This window comes from Streptomyces sp. NPDC005181, from assembly GCF_040608395.1.
Lineage (GTDB): Bacteria > Actinomycetota > Actinomycetes > Streptomycetales > Streptomycetaceae > Streptomyces.
The window spans coordinates 1-19,262 of record NZ_JBEXID010000055.1 but is presented as its reverse complement, the minus strand read 5'-3'; the positions used below and the strand labels follow the sequence as shown (position 1 = coordinate 19,262).

The window sequence follows — 19,262 nt, the reverse complement described above, 5'->3', positions numbered from 1 at the left end:
GAACCGGACGTGAACGCAATGGAGGAGACATGACCGTGAACCCGTTCGACGACGAGAACGGCGAGTTCTACGTGGTGGTCAACGACGAGGACCAGCACTCGCTGTGGCCCACCTTCGCCGACGTGCCCGCCGGCTGGCGGGTCGTGTCCGGCCCGGCTGGGCGGGCGGAGAGCATCGCGTACGTCGAGGAGAACTGGTCCGACATCCGGCCCCGCAGCCTGCGCGAGGCCACGTCGGCGTCCTGAGGAAGGACCGGGCCCGCGGGCGGACGCAACCGCCCGCGGGTCCAGCCCGTTTTAAACTTTTACCCCGGTCAGACCGTCAAACACGCACCGAAGTCCCCACCGTTTAGGCAGATATACAGTGAGGGCACCTTCGAACACCTCTGGAGACGCCATGACCAGCGCGACCACCGGACCCAGGCACGAGGACTCCCCGCCCACCGGCGGCCCCCACGACTTCATCCGGATGTACGGGGCACGGGAGAACAACCTCCGCGACGTCGACGTACAGATCCCCAAACGCCTGCTGACCGTCTTCACCGGCGTGTCCGGCTCCGGGAAGAGCTCCTTGGTCTTCGACACGATCGCCGCGGAGTCGCAGCGCCTGATCAACGAGACCTACAGCGCGTTCGTCCAGGGTTTCATGCCAACCCTCTCGCGCCCGGACGTCGACGTGCTCGACGGCCTCACCACGGCGATCATCGTGAGCCAGGAGCGCATCGGCAACAACCCGCGCTCCACCGTCGGCACCGTCACCGACGCCAACGCCATGCTGCGCATCCTCTTCAGCCGGCTCGGCCAACCCCGGTTGAGCTCCCCCCGGGCGTACTCCTTCAACATCCCCTCGATGACCGGTGCGACCGCGGTCACCATCGAACAGGGCGGCAGGAAGGTCGAGGAACAGCGCGTCTTCGATGTCGCCGGCGGCATGTGCCCCCGCTGCGAGGGCATCGGCTCGGTCACCGACGTCGCCCTCGACCAGCTCTTCGACGCCGCCAAGTCCCTCGACGACGGCGCCATCACCGTCCCCGGCTACCACGTCGGCGGCTGGAACTGGCGGGTCTTCGCCGAGTCCGGGCTCCTCGACCCCGGCAAGCCGATCAACGAGTACACGGAGCGGGAACGCGAGGACTTCCTCTGCCGTGAGCCGACCCGGCTGAAGGTCAACGGCCTCAACACGACCTACGAGGGGCTCGTCGGCCGGGTGCGCAAGTCGCTGCTCGCCAAGGACGTCGAGTCGCTCCAGTCGCACGTGCGCGCCTTCGTCGAGCGGGCCGTCGCCTTCACGGCGTGCCCCGACTGCGACGGCACCCGGCTCAACGAGAAGGCCCGCGGCTCCAGGATCGACGGCGTCAGCATCGCCGACGCCTCCCGCATGCAGATCAGCGACCTCGCCGAGTGGGTCCGCGGCCTCGACGAGCCGTCCGTCGCACCGCTGCTCGCGTCGCTCCGGCACACCCTCGACTCGTTCGTGACCATCGGCCTCGGCTACCTCTCTCTCGACCGCGCCTCGGGCACTCTGTCCGGCGGCGAGGCGCAGCGCGTCAAGATGATCCGCCACCTCGGCTCGCCGCTCACCGACGTCACCTACGTCTTCGACGAGCCCACCATCGGCCTCCACCCGCACGACATCCAGCGGATGAACGGCCTGCTGCTCCGGCTCCGCGACAAGGGCAACACCGTGCTCGTGGTGGAGCACAAGCCCGAGACCATCGCCATCGCCGACCACGTGGTCGACCTGGGCCCCGGCGCCGGCACCGAGGGCGGCACCGTCTGCTTCGAGGGCACCGTCGAGGGCCTGCGGGCCGGCGGCTCGCTGACCGGCCGCCACCTCGACGACCGGGCCTCGCTCAAGGCCGAGGTGCGCACCCCTTCGGGCTCGCTCCCGGTGCGGGGAGCCGGCAAGCACAACCTGCGGAACGTCGACGTCGACATCCCGCTCGGCGTGCTCACGGTCGTCACCGGCGTCGCCGGTTCCGGCAAGAGCTCCCTGATCGAAGGGTCGGTCGCCGGGCGCGACGGCGTGATCAGGATCGACCAGGGACCGATCAAAGGCTCACGGCGCAGCAATCCCGCCACCTACACCGGCCTCCTCGACCCGATCCGCAAGGCATTCGCCAAGGCCAACGGGGTGAAGCCGGGGCTGTTCAGCTCGAACTCCGAGGGTGCCTGTCCCGCCTGCAACGGCGCGGGCGTTATCTACACCGACCTGGCGATCATGGCGGGCGTCGCGACCACCTGCGAGGTCTGTGAGGGCAAGCGATTCCAGCCCTCGGTCCTGGAGTACCGGCTCGGCGGCCGGGACATCAGCGAGGTGCTCGCCATGCCGGTGACCGAGGCGCGGGAGTTCTTCGCCTCCGGGGAGGCGCGCACCCCGGCCGCCGTCACGATCCTCGGCCGGCTCGCCGACGTCGGGCTCGGCTACCTGTCGCTGGGCCAGCCGCTGCCCACCCTCTCGGGGGGCGAGCGACAGAGGTTGAAGCTGGCCACGCACATGGTGGAGAAGGGCGGGATCTACGTGCTCGACGAGCCGACCACCGGCCTCCACCTCGCCGACGTCCAGCGTCTGCTCGGAATGCTCGACCGGCTCGTCGACTCCGGCCGGTCGGTGATCGTCATCGAGCACCACCAGGCGGTCATGGCCCACGCCGACTGGATCATCGACCTCGGCCCCGGCGCGGGCCACGACGGCGGCCGCGTCGTCTTCGAGGGCGCTCCCGCCGACCTCGTCGCCGCCCGGTCGACGCTCACGGGAGAGCATCTCGCGCAGTACGTCGGCGCCTGACGGCGGCACCGGGCCGGCCGGCGCCGGCCCGGCGCAGACCAATGCCGCGAGCGCTTCGGCCAATGTCCGATCGTTTCTGGCGAGGATCTTTCACGCCTGTGGTGAGGCCGCAAGATCCAACCAACTATGGGATGAGGTCGACGGAAACCGAGTCCGAGGGGGAGGCAGTGATGGGGGTGACCTGCGTCACGACCATGCAGGAGACCGAGGGGCGGTCGAGGCCCCGATGTCGTGAGAACCGCCCAAGGGTCCGATGTCGTACAAACCGTTCGCAGGGCCGATGCCGCGAGAACCTGTCGTGGCCCCGATGTCGCGGGAATCTGTCAGGGCCCCGATGTCGTAGGAACCGTTCCACCCCGAGCACCGCCGGGACGACCCGATGAGCCGTCCCGCTCACCCGCACGACGACGGGCCCCGACCCGCCCGTCCGGTCGGTGACCCCGCGCCCCGCCGGCACCGCCGCACCGTCGTCCCCGGATGTACGGGCGACGACCTCCGAAGCCCCGTTCGCCACCGGGGCGGGCCCCGGGCCCACCGACCGGCCGCGCGAGCGGACGACCGCGCGTTCGCCGAGGCGGACCCGACGGGCACGTGTCCCCGGACCCTGTGGGGTGACATGGACGCATAGCCGAAGGAAAGCCCGCCAGGAACCACGCGCTCTTGTTGCCGCTGAGGACACCGTGCCGCGTCCGTACCGACGGGGCGGCGTGCCTTCGTGGGATGTCTAGGGAGGATGTGCTCGTGGGCGTTCGGAACTCCGACGTCGTCTTCGTTCGATGGCCTGCACAGGCGGATCTGCGGACCCGCTACCGCAAAGAGGGGGTGCCGCGATTACTCGTCGTCGAGGCGGGCGCACAGCCCCCGATCAGCAACGACCCGGTCGAGGACTGGGTACGCCCCCCGGTGCCCAGAGATGACCTGGAGGCCCGGGTCAGAACCTTGCAGAACCGTTTCGACAGTTGCCGGGTGCCGACGATCGACTCGACCGGAACCCTGAGCTACGGCCCCGACTCCATCACCATCTCCACCACGCAGACCGAGCTGATGCGGCTGCTCATCGACCGCTTCGGCGAGGTCGTCTACCGCACCGAGTTCGTCCAGTGCCTCGCCACGCGGACACCGACGTTGAACCGGAACTCGCTCGACCTGCACATCATGCGGCTCCGCCGCCGACTCCTGCCGATCGACCTGTCCATACGGACCGTGTGGGGGCGGGGCTACATGCTGGAGAACGCGTCCTCCGCCGAGGCCGTCCCGGTGACGAACGCCGGCGGGATCTGACCGGCACGGTCGCTCCCGCGGAGGGGACGACCGCCGGGTACGACGAAGAGCCGGGCCCCCCGCCGCGGAACTCCTCGGCGGCGACCCGGCGGACGCCCGGCCCCTACGTTCGGGCGGACCACCGCCCCGGTACACCCGGGCGGACCTCCGCCGGCGCGCGGTCACCCCGCGACGACGACCGGGTGCCGCGCGCGGGGCGGAATCCCGTCCCTCAGCCGCCGGCGCCGTCCCGGCCGTCCGACAGCACCTTCTCGTGGACCTGCGCCCGCAACTGCCGCAGCTCCGGGAAAGGCAGGGTGACGCGGCGGGCCAGGTAGTCGACGCCCGTGCTGCCGCCGGTGCCCTTGCGGTTGCCCACCATCTTCGACACCAGCGCCAGGTGGGTCATCTTCCACCGCCAGTAGCCGTTGGCCACGTCGAGCAGACTGTCGGCGATCCGGTTGAGCACCCCGGCACCGGGCCCCCGCACGCAGACCTCGGCGACGCTGATACCCCGGTGCTGCGCCAGCTGCTCGAACGCCCGGTACAGGCGACCCTGCTGCCGGTCGCCGCCCAACAGCTGCGCCAGCAGCCGGAACTGCGCCGACTGCGCGCCGCTGGCCCCGTCGAGGTACGGACGGAACTCGGCGAAATGGCGCAGCGGCAGCTTCTCCAGCGCGATCACCTGACCGTGCAGCACCCGGAGCAGCTCGACCGTGCGGTCGAGGAACTCCAGCGCCAGCTCCTCGTCCTGCGGCCCGTACGGCGGCGCCATCGCCTCCGCGGCCGCGTCCAGGTCGATGGTGACCTGTTTGAGCCACAGCTCGCAGGACTGGTGGGTGACGATGAAGAAGTGCTCCGCCTGGATCACGGACCGGCTCGCGCTGTCTGGGGTCCGGGTCTCCTGGAGGCCCAGCAGGGCGTCGACGTTCAGGTAGTCCGCGTAGGTCAGGGCCGCCATCAGCCGGCTCCGCCGCATCCGCGGGCGAAGTCCAGCAGTTCGCGCACCCCGTCCCGCAGCATCTCCGGCTCCCCGCACATGGCGATCCGGATCAGATGGCGCGACCACGGTGCCGGCTCGGCCGACGCGACCCGCCCCTTTACGTCCAGCCGCGGCATCAGCGCGAAGCCGCTGCCCGGCACCACCGCCACGTTCCGCGCCTCCAGCAGACGGGTGGAGAACTCCTCGGCGGTCAGGCCGGTCGGTGCCACGTCCAGCACCGCGTACCAGCCGCCGGCGGGCAGTTCCGCCATGAGACCGGCATCGCGCAGGGCGGGCAGCGCGGCGTCGCGGTTGGCGAGCACCATCGCCCGGTTCTCCCGCACCACGTGCCCCAGCCGCAGCGCCTCCAGGCCCGCGTACTGCACCGGTGTCGACATAGCGATGAGGTTGGCCTCCTGCACGATCCGCACGGCCTGCGCGGTGCGCTCGTCGGCGGTGCTGAGGTACCCCAGCCGGTAGCCGGTCATCGCCAGGCTCTTCGAGAAGGTCTGTACGGTGTGGACGATCCGCTCCGCGACCGGCACGTCCCGCTCCAGCGACGCCGTCGAGACGTGCTCGCCGTCGAAGACGAAGTGCTCGTACGCCTCGTCGCTGATGATCTGCCAGCCGCCCCCGCGCGCCATGTCGAGAAGCGAGGACAGCGTCGTCCGGTCGAGGACCGCCCCGGTGGGGTTGGCGGGGGAGTTGATCAGCAGCACCCGCGTGTTCGGCGTCGCGGCCGCCAGCAACGACTCGGGGTCCGGCCGATAGTCGGGCCCCAGCGGGTAGAACACCGGCCGCAGGCCCGCGAGCAGTGCCTGCTGGAGGTGGATCGGCCAGTGCAGCTCCGGCAGCAGAATCTCCGTGCCCGGCTCGGCCACGGCCTGCATCAGAGCGGCCAGGCCCTGGCAGGAACCGGGCGTGACGAACACCCGGGACACGTCGGTGTCCACGCCGTTCTCGGCGGCGAGCTTCTCCACCAGGCGCTCGCGGAGTTCCACCAGACCCTCGACCGCGGTGTACGTGGTGTGCCCCTGCGCCGCCGCCCGCGCCAGCGCCTGCGCGACCTCGGGCGGCGGGGTGAAGTACGGCTCGCCGACGTGCAGCTTGGTCACCGGCGTACCCGTGACGCGCTCGCGCTCGTTCGCGTCGCGGAAGACGCGGTGCAGTTCCGAGGACGGGATCGTCGACGCGACCGCGGCGCCGTCCAGCAGCTGGGGAGAGGGGCTTGGCAGGGGCATCAAAACTCCGTTTCGATCGTGGCGGCGCCCGGGCACGTCAGGAAGTGCGGCCGCCGTCGACGGGAATCAGCGCTCCGGTGATCCAGCCGGAGAAGTGCGGGTCGAGCAGGCCGCACACCCACCCGGCGACCTCGCCGGGCCGGCCGAAGCGGCCCAGCGGCGTCGCCGCGAGCAGCCCCGAACGCAGCGCGTCGGACCCCTCGGCGTCCAGGCCCATGTCGTCCCACATCGGGGTGTCCACCGGTCCGGGCAGGACGGCGTTGACCCGGACCTCCGGGGCGAGTTCCCGGGCCAGCGAGCGGGTGAGGCTGTTGAGCGCGGCCTTGCCGGCGCCGTAGAAGGACCGGCCCGGCATGGCCAGCACCCCGCCGACGGACGACACGTTCACCACGGCGCCCTGCTCCCGGCGGAGGTGCGGCAGCGCCGCGCGGATCAGCGCGGCGGGGGCGCGGACGTTGGTGGCCAGCAGCCGCTCGAAGTCGTCGTCGGAGGCCGCCTCCAGCGGCGCGAAGCGGGCCAGCCCGGCGTTGTTGACCAGGCCGTGCACCGTGCCGAAACGGGCGGTCGCGGCGGCGACGACGTCCTCGGCCGCCCCCGGCCGGGTGATGTCGGCGGCGATCACCTCGACGCGCTCGCCCCAGGCACCCGCGGCCAGTTCGCGCAGCGCTGCCTCGCGCCGACCGACGGCGGCCACGTGCGCGCCGCGCGCCAGCAGCAACTCGCTCACCGCGCGCCCCATGCCCGTACCGGCGCCGGTGACGATCACCGTACGACCGGCCAGGCCGTCGCCCTCCTCCGTCACCATGACCTCCGCCTCGGCCGGACTGTTCGTGTCGGGGCCAATCTCCCGTCTGTCCCGGGGTCCGGCACCCCGTTCCGACAGAACTGCGCCAGATGCGCCCGTGCCCGCCGCCGCCGTTGTGACGATGCGGGCACCGGTACGAGTCGCCGCTCTGCCGCATCCCCGGTCCCCGCACGGAAGGTTTCGCCGATGAGCCCGCCCACGGCCGGCACCGCCGCCTTCGACCTCACCGACCCGACGACGTTCGTGCGCAACGACCCGCACGCCTTCTGGGCCGCGATGCGCGACCACGACCCCGTCCACTGGCACGCGGGCCGGGGCGGCCTGCCCGGCTTCTGGGCGGTCTCCCGGTACGCCGACGTGGTCGCCGCCTACGCCGATGCCGCGCGGCTCGGCTCGGCGCGCGGCACCGTCCTCGACGTCCTGCTCCACGGCGATGACTCCGCGGGCGGCCGGATGCTCGCGGTCACCGACCGGCCGCGCCACCGCGGCCTGCGCACCGTCATGCTGCGCGCGTTCTCCCCCCGGGTGCTCGGCCCCGTCGTCGAGCGGGTCGAGCGCCGCGCCGCCGAACTGGTCCGGGAGGTCACCGGGGCCGGGGGCTTCGACTTCGCCGCCGAGGTCGCCGAGCACATCCCGATGGGCACCATCTGCGACCTGCTGTCGATCCCCGGGGCGGACCGGCCGGATCTGCTGCGGTGGAACAAGAACGCCTTGTCCTCCGACGTCGCCGACGCCGACCCGTACGCCGCGCTGGAGGCCCGCAACGAGATCCTGCTGTACTTCATGGACCTGGTCGAGCGGCGCCGGGCCGAGCCCGGCGACGACGTGGTCAGCATGATCGCCACCGCAGCCCCGGACGGCGAGCCGCTCTCCGTCGAGGACGTCGCCCTCAACTGCTACAGCCTGATCCTCGGCGGCGACGAGTCCTCGCGGGTGTCGGCGATCTGCGCGGTCAAGGCGTTCGCGGACTTCCCCGACCAGTGGCGGGCCGTGCGCGACGGCGAGGTCCCGGTCGGCACCGCCGTCGAGGAGGTGCTGCGCTGGGCCACGCCCGCCATGCACTTCGCCCGGACCGCCACCACGGACCTGGAACTCGGCGGCCGACGGATCCGCGCCGGGGACATCGTCACGCTGTGGAACAGCTCCGCCAACTTCGACGAGCGGCAGTTCGACCGGCCCGGCCGCTTCGAGGTCGCCCGCACCCCCAACAAGCACGTGTCGTTCGGCCACGGGCCGCACTTCTGCCTCGGCGCCCACCTGGGCCGCGCCGAACTGAGGGGCCCTGCTCACCGCGCTGGCCGGCACCGTGTCCCGGATCGAAGCGGCCGGGACGCCCCAGCGCGTCTACTCCACCTTCCTCAACGGCTACAGCAGCCTGCCCGTCGCCTTCACGGGCCGCTGACCGGCCCATGAAGGCGACGGGCCGCCCCCGTATCCGTCGGTGCTCGCGTCCTCAGACCGAAGCGCGCAGCGCCACCTTGTCGACCTTGCCGACCGGGGTGCGGGGGAACTCCGCGACGGCCACCACCCGGTCCGGGATCTTGTACGTAGCCAGCCCCCGCTCCCGCAGGTAGGACTTGACCGCAGCCGGCGCCACCGGCTCCTCGCGGAAGACGACGAAGGCGACGCACCGCTCGCCCAGCACCGGGTCGGCCACGCCGACCACCGCCGCGTCCCGGACCGCGGCATGGGTGAGCAGGTGCTCCTCGACCTCCTCGGCGGGAACCTTCTCACCGGCGCGGTTCACGATGTCCTTGATGCGCCCCACCACGACGATGTTTCCGTCGGACCGCCGGCGCACCATGTCCCCGGTGCGGAAATGCCCTTCTGGGGTGAAAGCGTGCCGGTTCTGCTCCCCGGCCCGGTAGTAGCCGCGGATCGTGTACGGGCCGCGCACCTGGAGTTCGCCCTCCGCGCCGTCGGGCACGGGCCGGCCCTCCGCGTCGACGACGAGAATCTCGTCGTGCTCGGCCAGCGGCCGTCCCTCCGTGCCGACGGCGACCTCCTCCGGGTCGTCCAGCCGCGTGTACGTGAGCAGCCCTTCCCCCACGCCGAACCACTGCGTCAGCCCCGCGCCGAGGCCGGGGCCGACATCCGCGGCCCGTCCCGTGTCGAACTTCGAACTCCCCACCTGGAGCAGCAGGTCCGGGAAGCGCGCCGCTGACTTGCGGGCGGCGTCGATCCAGAGCCGCACCACGGGCGGCACCAGCGTCGTCAGCGTCACCCGCTCCCGCTCCAGCAGCGCGAACACGTCGTCCGGCCGGACGCTGGAGGTGAGCACCGCGGTGCCGCCGACGAGCAGCGCGCCCAGCACACCCGGGCAGCCCAGCGCCGAATTGTGGCCGACCGGGTTGACGGCCAGGTACACGCCGTTCTCGTCGAACCGCAGCGCCTCGGCCGTGGCCCGCATGTTGTACGCGTAGTCGTCGTGGGTCCGGGGGATCAGCTTCGGCAGGCCGGTCGTCCCGCCGGACAGCAGGAAGAGCGCCGGCTCGCTCGGATCGACCTCCGGCAGGTCGCGCCCCGGCAGGTACAGGTCCGTCAGCGCGGTGAACTCCTCGGCCTCGCCCACGACCACCACGTGCTTCAGCGCGGGCACCTTGGCCAGCACCTCACGGGCCAGCGCCCGGTGGTCGAACCCCTTCACCTCGTCGGCCACCACCAGACCGACCGCCCCCGAGTGCGCGCACAGGTGGGTGAGCTCGACCTTGCGGTGCCCCGGCAGTGCCATGACGGGGATCGCCCCGATCCGCAGCAACGCGAAGACCACCACGACGAACTCCGGCACGTTGGGCAGTTGGACGACGACACGGTCCAGCCGCCCGATGCCGCGGTCCAGCAGACCGCCCGCGACCGCCGACGACTGCTCGGACAGCTCGGCGAACGGCATCCGCCGCTCGCCGCACACGAGCGCGGTCTTGGCGGCGTACCGGGCGCACGCCTCGTCAAGCAGGTCGCCCAGGGGCCGCCCCTGCCAGTACCCCTCGCGGCGGTAGAGCGCTGCCAGTTCCTCGGGCCAGGGCACACAACCTTCGAGCATGGCTTCCCTCCAACGGGGATCGACGGACCGGACGACACGGCGCTTTCACGCCATCGCCCCAGGGTGACCGAGCCCCTGAGGGCGCGAGAGAACGGCGACAGGGACACGAAAGGACCAGGCGCGGGGCGCCGGAAGGACCACGCAGAGGGCCGGCGCGGGCGGTCGGTGGGACGCCCGGGAAGGGCCCGCGCGGGGCTCGCGCAGGGTGTCGGCGGGGCACCGCGAAAGGCCCCGCACGGGGTCCCGCACGGGCGGGTCGGCGGAGCACCGCGAAGCGCCCGAGCCGCCACGCCCTCCGTACGCCCTGTCGCACTCCTTTCGCGCCGCCCGCCGGGGCGCCGACGAGCGGCTAGCTTCGGTGGCCGGCCCAGTGCCCTCGTACCGCAGTACCGAGAGGACGGAGTCAGCGAGTGCCCACCGTTCCGGAGTTGTTCGAGTCCGTCGTGGCACGCGCGGGTGAGAACCCCGCGGTGGTGTCCGGCGACCGCGTCGTGTCCTACGCCGAGCTGAACGCCCGCGCCAACCGTCTCGCGCGGACCCTGGTCGGGCGCGGGGTCGGCCCCGACACCACCGTGGCGGTCGCGATGCCGAAGGGCGACGAGCTGGTGGTCGTCCTGCTGGCCGTCCTCAAGGCCGGCGGTGCCTACCTCCCGCTGGACCCGCAGTACCCCGCCCAGCGGCTCGCGCACATGGTCGCCGACGCCCGGCCCGTGCTGCTGGTCCGGCCCGAGCACGGCCGGCCCGACCTCGGCGTGCCGGTGCCCGAACTCGTGGTGGACGCCCCCGATGTTGTGCGCGAGACCGCGGCGCGGCCCGGCCACGACCTGACCGACCGGTGCCGCAACGCCCCCCTCGACCCGCGGCACCTGATGTACGTCATCTACACCTCGGGCTCGACGGGGATGCCCAAGGGCGTCTCCGTGACGCACGCCGGCGTCGCCGACCTCGTGGCCGCCCAGGCCGCGTCCCTCGCGCCCCGGCCCGGCGACCGCGTGCTCCAGTGGGCGTCCATCAGCTTTGACGCCGCCTTCTGGGACTGGTCGGCGGCCCTGCTCTCCGGTGCCACGCTCGTCATGGCCCCGGCCGAGGAACTGCTGCCCGGCCCGCCGCTGCACGCCACGCTCCGCCGCCACGCCGTCACCCACGCCACGCTGCCGCCGGTCGCGCTGAGCGTGACCGACGCCGAGGGCGTGCTCGTCGACGGCACGGTGATGTCCACCGGCGACGCGTGCACCCGCGCCCTGGCGGCTAAGTGGTCGCAGGGGCGCCGCATGTTTAACGGCTACGGGCCGACCGAGACCACCGTCGGCTCCACCCTCGCCGGCCCCGTCGACCCCGCCGACGAGATCACCATCGGCGAGCCGTGGTCCGGCAACGGCGTGTACGTCCTCGACGAGCACCTCCGCCCGGTCCCGGACGGCGTCGACGGCGAGCTGTACCTCGCCGGCAACGGCCTCGCTCGCGGCTACCTGAACCGGCCCGGGCTGACCGCGACCCGCTTCGTACCCGACCCCCTCGGCCCGCCGGGCAGCCGCGTGTACCGCTCCGGCGACCGCGGCCGCCGCCGCGCGGACGGGCAGCTGGTGTTCTCCAGCCGCGGCGACGACCAGGTGAAGATCCGCGGCTTCCGCGTCGAACTCGGCGAGGTCGAGGCCCGGCTGGCGGCCCACCCGGTGGTGGACGTGGCCGCGGTGACGGTGGTCGGCGACCTCGCGGGCGCCCGCCTCGCCGCCTGGGTCAGCACCGTCGACGGCGTCGAGGTGTCCGGCGCCGAGCTGCGCGCCCACGCGGCGGAGACCCTGCCCGAGCACATGGTGCCGTCGTCGGTCCACCGGTTCCCGCGGCTCCCGGTCACCGTCAACGGCAAGATCGACCGCGCGGCGCTGCGGCAGCTCGCCGAGTCGACGGCGCGGTCCGACGGCGAGCAGGCCGCGGCCGACCCCGGCGACGACTCCGTGGAGAACACGGTGTGCCGGCTGGCCCGGGAGATCCTGGGCGTGCCCGACGTCGTGCCGGGCGACAACTTCTTCAAGCTCGGCGGGCATTCGGTGCTGGCGACCCGGCTCGCCGGCCGGCTCCGCGACGAACTGGGGGTCACTGTGCCGATGCGGGCGGTCTTCGAGTCGGGCACGCTGTCCGACCTCGCCGCCGCCGTACGGACGACGGGCGCGTCCGCCCCCCGCCGACGCCGCTGATCCGGCGCGAGACCCATGCCACGGCCACCCCACCCCACCCCACCCCACCCCGCCCGCTGCCCGCAGCCCGAAGGAGACGTCGTGTACGACCCGGCCCGCGGATTCCCCCAGGTGGTCGTCGAACTCGCCTACGTCGACCCCGACCACGCTGTCGACTGGCTCGTCCACGCCTTCGGGTTCCGGCTGCTCCTCAAGCAGCCGGCGTCGGGGGGCATCCACCACGCCGACCTCGACACGGGCGGCGGGGTCGTGATGGTCCGGCGCACCGGGGAACGCCACACCGGCGCCTGCGCCGGCGACCACACCTGCAAGCAGGTCATCGTGTGGGTGCCCGACGTGGACGCCCACTTCACGCACGCCGAGGCGGCGGGCGCCCACATCGTGCAGCCCCCGACGGACCGACCGTGGGGACTGCGCCAGTACCTGGTCCGGGACCCCGAAGGCCACCTGTGGGAGTTCACCCGGCACCTGCGGGACGTACCACCGGGGGAGTGGGGCGCGGTGGCCACGGCCTGCCTCCTCCCAGCACGGCACACGACTCCCGAGCTGGAAGAAGCACAGTGACCATGGACCCCGCCCTGACGACCCGCCCGGGGCTCGTCGTGCGCACGCCCCACACCGCGCCCGCCCTCGCCTCGGCGCGCCCCAGGGCCGCCGGCCCGCGGCCTGCGACGGCGGCGGGACCGCCCTCGCCGTCGCAGGACACCCTGGACCGCGGGTTCGTCCGGGTGGCACAGCGCCACCCGGACGCCGTCGCCGTCCAGGAGGTGCGCGGCGAACTGAGCTTCGGCAAAGCAGAGTTGTGGTCCACTCGGCTGGCGTCGATGCTGATGCACGCCGATCTCCAGCTCGGCGATCCGGTGATTGTCCACTGCGACGACCACCGGCAGGCGCTGCTGGCCCAGCTGGCCGTCCTGAAGGCGGGAGGCGTGTGCGTGCCGGCCGCGTACGGCCTCGGCCTCCCGGAACTCCGCGCGATCGGTGCGGTCAGCGCTGCCTCGACCGTCCTGTGCAGCAGCTCCACGCGCGAGACGTGGGCGCGCCGGCACACCACGCTGGCCCTGGACCACCCGGAGACCTGGCGGCGCATCACCACGCACCGCCTGGAACCGGCGCTCCCGCTCTCGCACCCCGCGGAAGCCGCCTACCTGCTGGTCGCCCACGGCGGGCCCGGCGGCCCGACCGGGCACCTGGTCGACCACCGCGCCTGGCGGCTCGCCGTCGCCGAGCGGATCCGGACGGCGGGCCCCGCCCCCCGCCGGGTCTTCGTGGCGGGCCCCCCGGCGAGCCCGGCCGCTCTGTCCGCGATGTGGTGGGCCTTCGCCGGCGGGGCGTCGCTGCGCGTGATGCCGACCGCCGGAGCACCGGCGGAAGGCCACGGCACGCTGTCCGCCGCCGTCTGCAGTCCCGAGGAGTACGAGGCCCTCGTGGACGCCCTCCCCATCCGCCCGCGCCTCGTCCAGCTCGTCGGCGGCCCCGTACCCGCCGGCCTCGTCAACCGGCACTTCACGGCCCTGCCGGGAACCCGGCTGCGCGCCGACCTCGCCCCCTCGGACGGAGTCCTGCCCTGGATCACCCGCGAGTTCACCCCCACGGGGAAGGAACCGTCCCCGCGCTCGCTCGGCACCCCGGTGTCCAAGGTCCAGGTGCGCGTCCTGGACGACCGGGGCGGACCGCAGACGGCCGAACAGCCCGGCGAACTGTGCGCCACCGGCCCCGCCCTCCCCTTCAGCACAGTCCGCCTCCCCGGCCACACGACCCCCGCCTGGGAAGACGCCCCCCTCCTGCGCTCCGGCCTCTCCGCCCGCCGATACCCCGACGGCACCCTCGAACTGGCGGATCCACCGGCACCGACGGCCTGACCCTCCCTGAGTGAGGCCCTGCAACTCGTCCAGCGACTTCGGCAGGCGCCGCCGTAACTATTCCCGGTACAGCGCGAGGTCCTCGGCGTCCGCTCCCGAGAGGTCCCAGGGCGCGGGTGGGGGGGCTGTGGGCTGGAGGGCATGACTCCATTAGGGCGGCCGGAGAATTGGTGCGGGTCATGGTGTGCGAGCCGGTGTCCGGAGTGAGCGTAGGCGGGCTCGTGCAGGGGAGCTGGTCGTGGCAGCCTGTTCCGCCCCGAAGAGGAGGGATGGACTCCCCTGGCGAACCCCTCTGGCCCGAACGCTTCGACGCCGCCCACGACGCCAAGACCAGGAAGCGCATCGGCGAGCGCGTATTGCCGCCATGTACCAGCAGAAGCCCCGGCCGCCGGAGGGCGGAGTCTGGATCGACACCAACCGCGCCAGCGTCGTCGCGGTCGGCGGCCTCGACATGGCCCGCATCGTTGTTGTCGTCGACCCCGCCGGCGGAGACTCCACCGTGTCCGACGAGACCGGCATAGTCGGCGCAGCCCGCGGCTACGGCGGCCACCTCTACGTCCTCGACGACCGCTCGGGCTCCCTGGGCGCGAACGACTGGGGCCTCGCCGCCTGCCGCCTCGCCGTCGAACTCCGCGCGGACGCCATCGTCGTCAAGTCCAACTACGGCGGAGACATGGCCAGGCAGATCGTCCGCCAGGCCTGGGAACGGCTCCAGCGACGAACAGAGCCTCGTCCACCACGTCGGCATGCACCCCAAGTTGGAAGGCCAGATGGTCACCTGGGTCGCCAGGATGGACAGCCCATACCGGATGGACGCCGGAGTGCACGCGTTGACCGAGCTTGCGGACCCAGCCCAGCTCGAGACCGGGATCAGCACCCTCAACGACAAACGGTTCGACAGGAGGCGGTGGGCGCAGGTTGCGGCCCCAGTAGGCATACGGCCCACCACATTGCCGAACCGGCATTGCCGAACCGAGATTCGTGAAGCGGTATTCGTGAAGTGGTTTACCGAACCTTCTTTGTCGCGCCACGGGGCCATGAGACATTGGGTTAGCTTGGGTGCACACACCCGGAGTGTGTGCGCCTTGTGCGTGACGAAGCGTCACGCTACGTGTTCAAGGTCCAAGTGTCAGGGGAGCGCCGACCCAACGCGGCCAGCAGAGAGGCCGACGCCACCCGAGGGGCCTCGGTCGCTAGAAGTGGTTCCAGACTGCGATCCCTAGTTGGATCAGCAGGAGCCAGACCTTCTTCCAGCGGCCGGGGTTTTTCCTTTTCCAGCCCTTGCCGGGCCGGGCGTGCTGACTCATATCGAGCCTCCAATCGTCCCCCACCGGACATCCGGCACCCGAGTAGGTGCGGTGGTGGCCGATGCAGAGGGACCGGAGGCCCGAGAGCTGCACGTACACGGCGACATTACGCAGTGCGGCGACTTCTGCACCGGCTGTTCCCAAGATTGGGGCGGTGCAGCTTCGTTCATGGGGGTGACCTGCTGCTACGCTCCGCCGCCATGCGGAGACAGGGGATATGGGCCATCGGTGTGGGGATGCTGGTGCTGGCCCTCACTGGGGGAGTCATCGCGTTCGCGGCCGGGAGCGGTGAACCGGAGCCGACCGCCCTGGAGCAGGCTGAAGCACGCGCCGAGACGAAGTCGCCGCCGATTTCGGCGTGTGCGGTGTTCGAAAGCTGTGTGACCGCGAGTTCCTCGGTCACCCCGTGGCTCGTCCGCTGGGAGACGGAGATGGGCCCGGTCGCCCGCCGTCACCTGACTGACAGTCCCGGCTGGTGGCGGGAGGAGTTGACGTCTGATGACTCGCCTTTCACGTGGTGGGGCCACCGAGGCCGAGGAGCAGGCCGCCTGGCATGAAGTGAAGCGGTGGCTGGCCGGTCAGGCGCGGGCAACGTGATGCCAGCAGTGTTGTGGCTGACCGGCAGCCGTGAACGCCGACGCGCTCGGATTCAGGCGACGTTTGCCCTGGTCACGACCTGACGGAGGCCCTGGTCGGCGGCGTGGTTGTTCCGCCAGATGATGTAGCGGCGGATCATGCTGCCCTCTTCCTTGTGGCTGCCGTGATAGGTGCCATCGAGGGCGAAGTAGCGCAGTGCGGTGAACTGAGCTTCGATCCGGCTCAGCCAGGAGGAGTTGGTCGGGGTGCAGGCGATCTCGACGTTGTTCGCCTCAGCCCAGGTCCCCACCCGCTGGCACTTCTTCGTCGTCAGGTGTGGGGAGTAGTTGTCACAGACGATCGCGATGCGGACGTTCACCGGGTGCAGTGAACGCAGGTAGCGGCAGAACTCCAGGAACTTCGACCGGTTCTTGGTCTTCTTGACGTGGCGGTAGAGCTGGTCCTAGGCGAGGTCGTAGGCGGCGAAGAGGTGCCGGACCCCGTGCGGTCGGGTGTAGGTCGCCCGTCGACGGGGTCTGGGCTCCCTGTCGGGGTCCTTGCTTCTGCCGCCGCGTGCGGCCCACTGCTTGCCGGGGTGGGGCTGGAGGTTGAGTGGCCCGAACTCGCCCATGCAGAAGATGACTTCGGGCTCGCCTTCCTCAGTATGACCTCGCCGTCGGCGATCGCGTAAAGGTGCTCGACGCGGGCCTTCTTGGCGGCGTAGTCGGGGTCACGGGAGGCCTTCCAGGTCTTCACGCATTGAAAGGAGACGCCCTCCTCGCGGAGCAGGACCCGCGGGCCCTCGTAGCTGATGTCGTCGACCACCCCCTCGGCGACCAGGAAGTCGGCCAGCTTGGCCAGGCTCCACGTCGCGAACGGCAGGCCTTGCTCGACCGGCTTGGACTTGGCGACCTTCTTGATCTCATGGCGTTCAGGCAGCGTGAAGGTCCTCGGACGGCCGTCCCGGTACTTCGGGTAGAGCGAGTCCAAACCGTCGTCGTTGAAGTTGTGGAGCACATCCCGGACCCGGTCAGCGCTGGTGAACGTCACCTCGGCGATCTTCGCCACGGACATACGCTGCGCGGACAGTCCTCCGTGATTCGTCGGTCGGCCGGGGACGCGTCTCAGGTTGGTGATCACTGATGTGATGCAGGCCGGACCGGGTCGCTCCGGACCGGACCGCTCCGAACTGGCCGCGCGGGACTCTCTGCCCTGGCCTCTGGCTACCCGTCGCCCAACTTCGGTTGAGGTACTAACGCTTCCGCTTTTGCTTCGGTCTCGGAGTGCTCCTCGTATCGCGCGGCGGCCGTTTGGCGTTCGGATGGAGCGCGCGCTGAAGATCCGAAGCGAGCCGCAAGGTCCTCAGGGTGGCCGTCAGTGTGGTGTCGAGCGGCCCAATGTGTCCGTCGTAGAAGGCCTCGACGAGATCGCGGGTCGGTTCGTCGTACAGGAAGACGACGCCTCGCGGGAGGCCGAGCTGGTGCTTCTTCGCACGCAGGTAGTCGCGCTTGTTCTTTTCTGCATCGGCCGAGTCCTCTCCGGCCGGGCGAGTGACCCAGACAAACAGCCAGCCTTCGGCCGGGTCGACGCTAGCCGCGATAGGCACGGTGAGGCTGCGGCCTGGGCCATTCGAAAACGGGTTGTCAAGGAGTTCGTCACCGTGGCGCGCGAACTTGTGCTGGACGCTCGTCGCCCCGGACAGCAGTGTCGCGCCGATACTGAGCCATCCGGTAACATTCCGTGACTGCAGTTCATCGACGAGAGGCGCGACCGGGGACGGCACCATCGCCGGCTTCGGCGCGGATTCGGAATCTGCGCCAGCGCGTTCCTTGGTGGGAAACCACTTGTCGAGCGCGTCCGTACGACTGCTCAGGAAGACCGGCTTCTGTGAGCGGTAGCGGCGCAGCTCAGCTGTCGTCGGCTCAGGTATGAACGGGAACGCGGCACGTATCTGTGCCGGGTCGGGTTCGACCCAAAGGCCCGCCTCGAAGAAGTACACGAAAAGATCCAGTTCGTCCGGCGCGTTGAACATGACGGTGACGTCAGGGTTGCGACGCCGGCGAAGGTAGAGGAGGAACTCAGCCGGGCGCGCGACGAGTTCGGTGATCAGCTCGAGGTCGTGAAGCGACACAGTCCAGGGGATGTTGTCGAGCCTGAGCACGCCAGCTCTCACCAGCTCCGCGGTGGCCGGCAGGACGGTCGAGAGGTCGTCGAGGCTGACTGCGATGGTGTGAATCTCGCGGATGTGACTGAGGTCGACCCAGCCCTCGTCTTTGATGCGCAGGCCTCCGTCCCGCTCGATTCCGTCTCGCATCCGGCCGGCCTGCTCGGCCGCCTTCGTGATGATGCCGGTCAGATCAGTACGAATCCGTGTCGTCTTCCCGCCGCGGGAGAGGGCGCTCAACGCGACGGCTTTGTCCTCAACGATGATTGCGACGTCGTCGAGGAGGACAAGGTGGTCGCCCTCGACGCGCTTGGTGTACTTCGCCGGACCGGCGGTCGCCCGTTCGGTTTCGTTGGCGGGCACGTAGTACTCGAATGCGTCCCGGTAGTGGGCGCCGGGGAGTACGCGGCCCAGCGCGGCGCGGGTGCGGGACTCGAGAAGGTCGCCGCGGTGCTTCGCGTACCTGCTCCACAGGGCCGACGTCCTGAGGTGCTCTTCGAGGTTCTCCCGGACGGCGAACACGTTCAGCGCCGGGTGCGGCAGCATGATGCGTCCGTTGTTGCCGACGATGAGCGGCCGGACACGCAGCGGATTCTTGCCGGTGGTGAACGCGTCGACGACCTCCGTTGGTGTGGCTGTCCTGAGGTCGAGGCGGAACTGTTCGACGACGGCTCTGACACGATCCTCGGCAATGCCCGTGTGCCCGACGACATCCTCCATCGTGACCGTGGCCTCGTTGGCGTCGGGCTCGAACATCGTCATGAGACTGGACCGGGCGAATTTCATCAACGCCTCGTCGGCCTTGCTGGCCTGCGTGGACGCCATCGCCTCCAACATCGTTCTACGCATCGCATCAATGCGGTCGTTCATGTTGACCTGCTGCAGGTCGTGGCATGCGTCGAGAACCGCTAGTGTCCTGCGTCGTAGATTCGTTGAGTAAGTAGACTGTCTTCATGGCGAAGATGGGGCGGCCGATGGCCGAGCTGGCGTTGACCGATGACGAGCGCGAGACGCTGGTGCGCTGGTCGCGGCGGGCGACCTCG

The 19,262-nt window shown here is 71.1% G+C and carries 12 protein-coding genes and 1 pseudogene; 7 read left to right on the top strand and 6 right to left on the bottom strand.

All coding sequences use genetic code 11. The features are described 5' to 3' along the window. The first annotated feature begins 29 nt into the window (after positions 1 to 29). The 3 genes from ABZV38_RS27900 (at position 30) to ABZV38_RS27890 (ending at position 4,068) form a co-directional block, all read left to right on the top strand. The gene (locus ABZV38_RS27900) at positions 30 to 245 is read left to right on the top strand and encodes an MbtH family protein (RefSeq protein WP_356331191.1); all 216 of its coding nucleotides are present in this window, start codon (positions 30 to 32) and stop codon (positions 243 to 245) included. Between the two features lie 151 nt (positions 246 to 396). Then, positions 397 to 2,787 (top strand): excinuclease ABC subunit UvrA, encoded by a 2,391-nt coding sequence (locus ABZV38_RS27895; protein WP_356331190.1) that lies wholly within the window; start codon positions 397 to 399, stop codon positions 2,785 to 2,787. A 741-nt stretch (positions 2,788 to 3,528) separates the two neighbouring features. Next, the gene (locus ABZV38_RS27890) at positions 3,529 to 4,068 is read left to right on the top strand and encodes a winged helix-turn-helix domain-containing protein (RefSeq protein WP_356331189.1); all 540 of its coding nucleotides are present in this window, start codon (positions 3,529 to 3,531) and stop codon (positions 4,066 to 4,068) included. Positions 4,069 to 4,279: 211 nt separating this feature from the next. Here the strand turns inward: ABZV38_RS27890 and ABZV38_RS27885 are convergent, their stop codons facing one another. The 3 genes from ABZV38_RS27885 to ABZV38_RS27875 are packed head-to-tail and all read right to left on the bottom strand — an operon-like array spanning position 4,280 to position 7,075. Next, on the bottom strand, positions 4,280 to 5,008 hold the full coding sequence (locus tag ABZV38_RS27885; protein WP_356331188.1) for a tryptophan 2,3-dioxygenase family protein: 729 nt from the start codon (positions 5,006 to 5,008) through the stop codon (positions 4,280 to 4,282). Further along, complete coding sequence (locus ABZV38_RS27880; RefSeq protein ID WP_356331187.1) at positions 5,008 to 6,270, bottom strand: pyridoxal phosphate-dependent aminotransferase; 1,263 nt, start codon at positions 6,268 to 6,270, stop codon at positions 5,008 to 5,010. The genes ABZV38_RS27885 and ABZV38_RS27880 overlap by 1 nt, the downstream gene beginning before the upstream one ends. A gap of 37 nt (positions 6,271 to 6,307) precedes the next feature. Further along, on the bottom strand, positions 6,308 to 7,075 hold the full coding sequence (locus ABZV38_RS27875; RefSeq protein WP_356331186.1) for an SDR family oxidoreductase: 768 nt from the start codon (positions 7,073 to 7,075) through the stop codon (positions 6,308 to 6,310). Positions 7,076 to 7,261: 186 nt separating this feature from the next. Here ABZV38_RS27875 and ABZV38_RS27870 point away from each other — a divergent pair, with 186 nt between their 5' ends. Continuing rightward, positions 7,262 to 8,488 (top strand): cytochrome P450, encoded by a 1,227-nt coding sequence (locus ABZV38_RS27870; RefSeq protein WP_356331185.1) that lies wholly within the window; start codon positions 7,262 to 7,264, stop codon positions 8,486 to 8,488. A gap of 40 nt (positions 8,489 to 8,528) precedes the next feature. Here the strand turns inward: ABZV38_RS27870 and ABZV38_RS27865 are convergent, their stop codons facing one another. After that, positions 8,529 to 10,115, bottom strand: a complete 1,587-nt coding sequence (locus ABZV38_RS27865; protein WP_356331184.1) for an AMP-binding protein — start codon at positions 10,113 to 10,115, stop codon at positions 8,529 to 8,531. A 410-nt stretch (positions 10,116 to 10,525) separates the two neighbouring features. On the opposite strand from ABZV38_RS27865, the gene ABZV38_RS27860 reads away from it, so the two are divergent. From ABZV38_RS27860 to ABZV38_RS27850, 3 genes are all read left to right on the top strand, one after another. Next, the gene (locus ABZV38_RS27860; RefSeq protein ID WP_356331183.1) at positions 10,526 to 12,310 is read left to right on the top strand and encodes a non-ribosomal peptide synthetase; all 1,785 of its coding nucleotides are present in this window, start codon (positions 10,526 to 10,528) and stop codon (positions 12,308 to 12,310) included. Positions 12,311 to 12,391: 81 nt separating this feature from the next. Further along, entirely contained in the window at positions 12,392 to 12,874 is a 483-nt protein-coding gene (locus tag ABZV38_RS27855; RefSeq protein WP_356331182.1) for a VOC family protein, read from the top strand. 2 nt (positions 12,875 to 12,876) lie between these two features. Further along, complete coding sequence (locus ABZV38_RS27850) at positions 12,877 to 14,172, top strand: AMP-binding protein (protein ID WP_356331181.1); 1,296 nt, start codon at positions 12,877 to 12,879, stop codon at positions 14,170 to 14,172. A gap of 1,956 nt (positions 14,173 to 16,128) precedes the next feature. Here ABZV38_RS27850 and ABZV38_RS27845 read toward each other — a convergent pair. Together ABZV38_RS27845 and ABZV38_RS27840 are read right to left on the bottom strand one after the other, a co-directional pair. Further along, positions 16,129 to 17,144, bottom strand: a pseudogene (locus ABZV38_RS27845) (IS630 family transposase); the annotation flags it as partial. 163 nt (positions 17,145 to 17,307) lie between these two features. Beyond that, on the bottom strand, positions 17,308 to 19,089 hold the full coding sequence (locus tag ABZV38_RS27840) for a preprotein translocase subunit SecA (protein ID WP_356331180.1): 1,782 nt from the start codon (positions 19,087 to 19,089) through the stop codon (positions 17,308 to 17,310). Between the last annotated feature and the right edge of the window lie 173 nt (positions 19,090 to 19,262).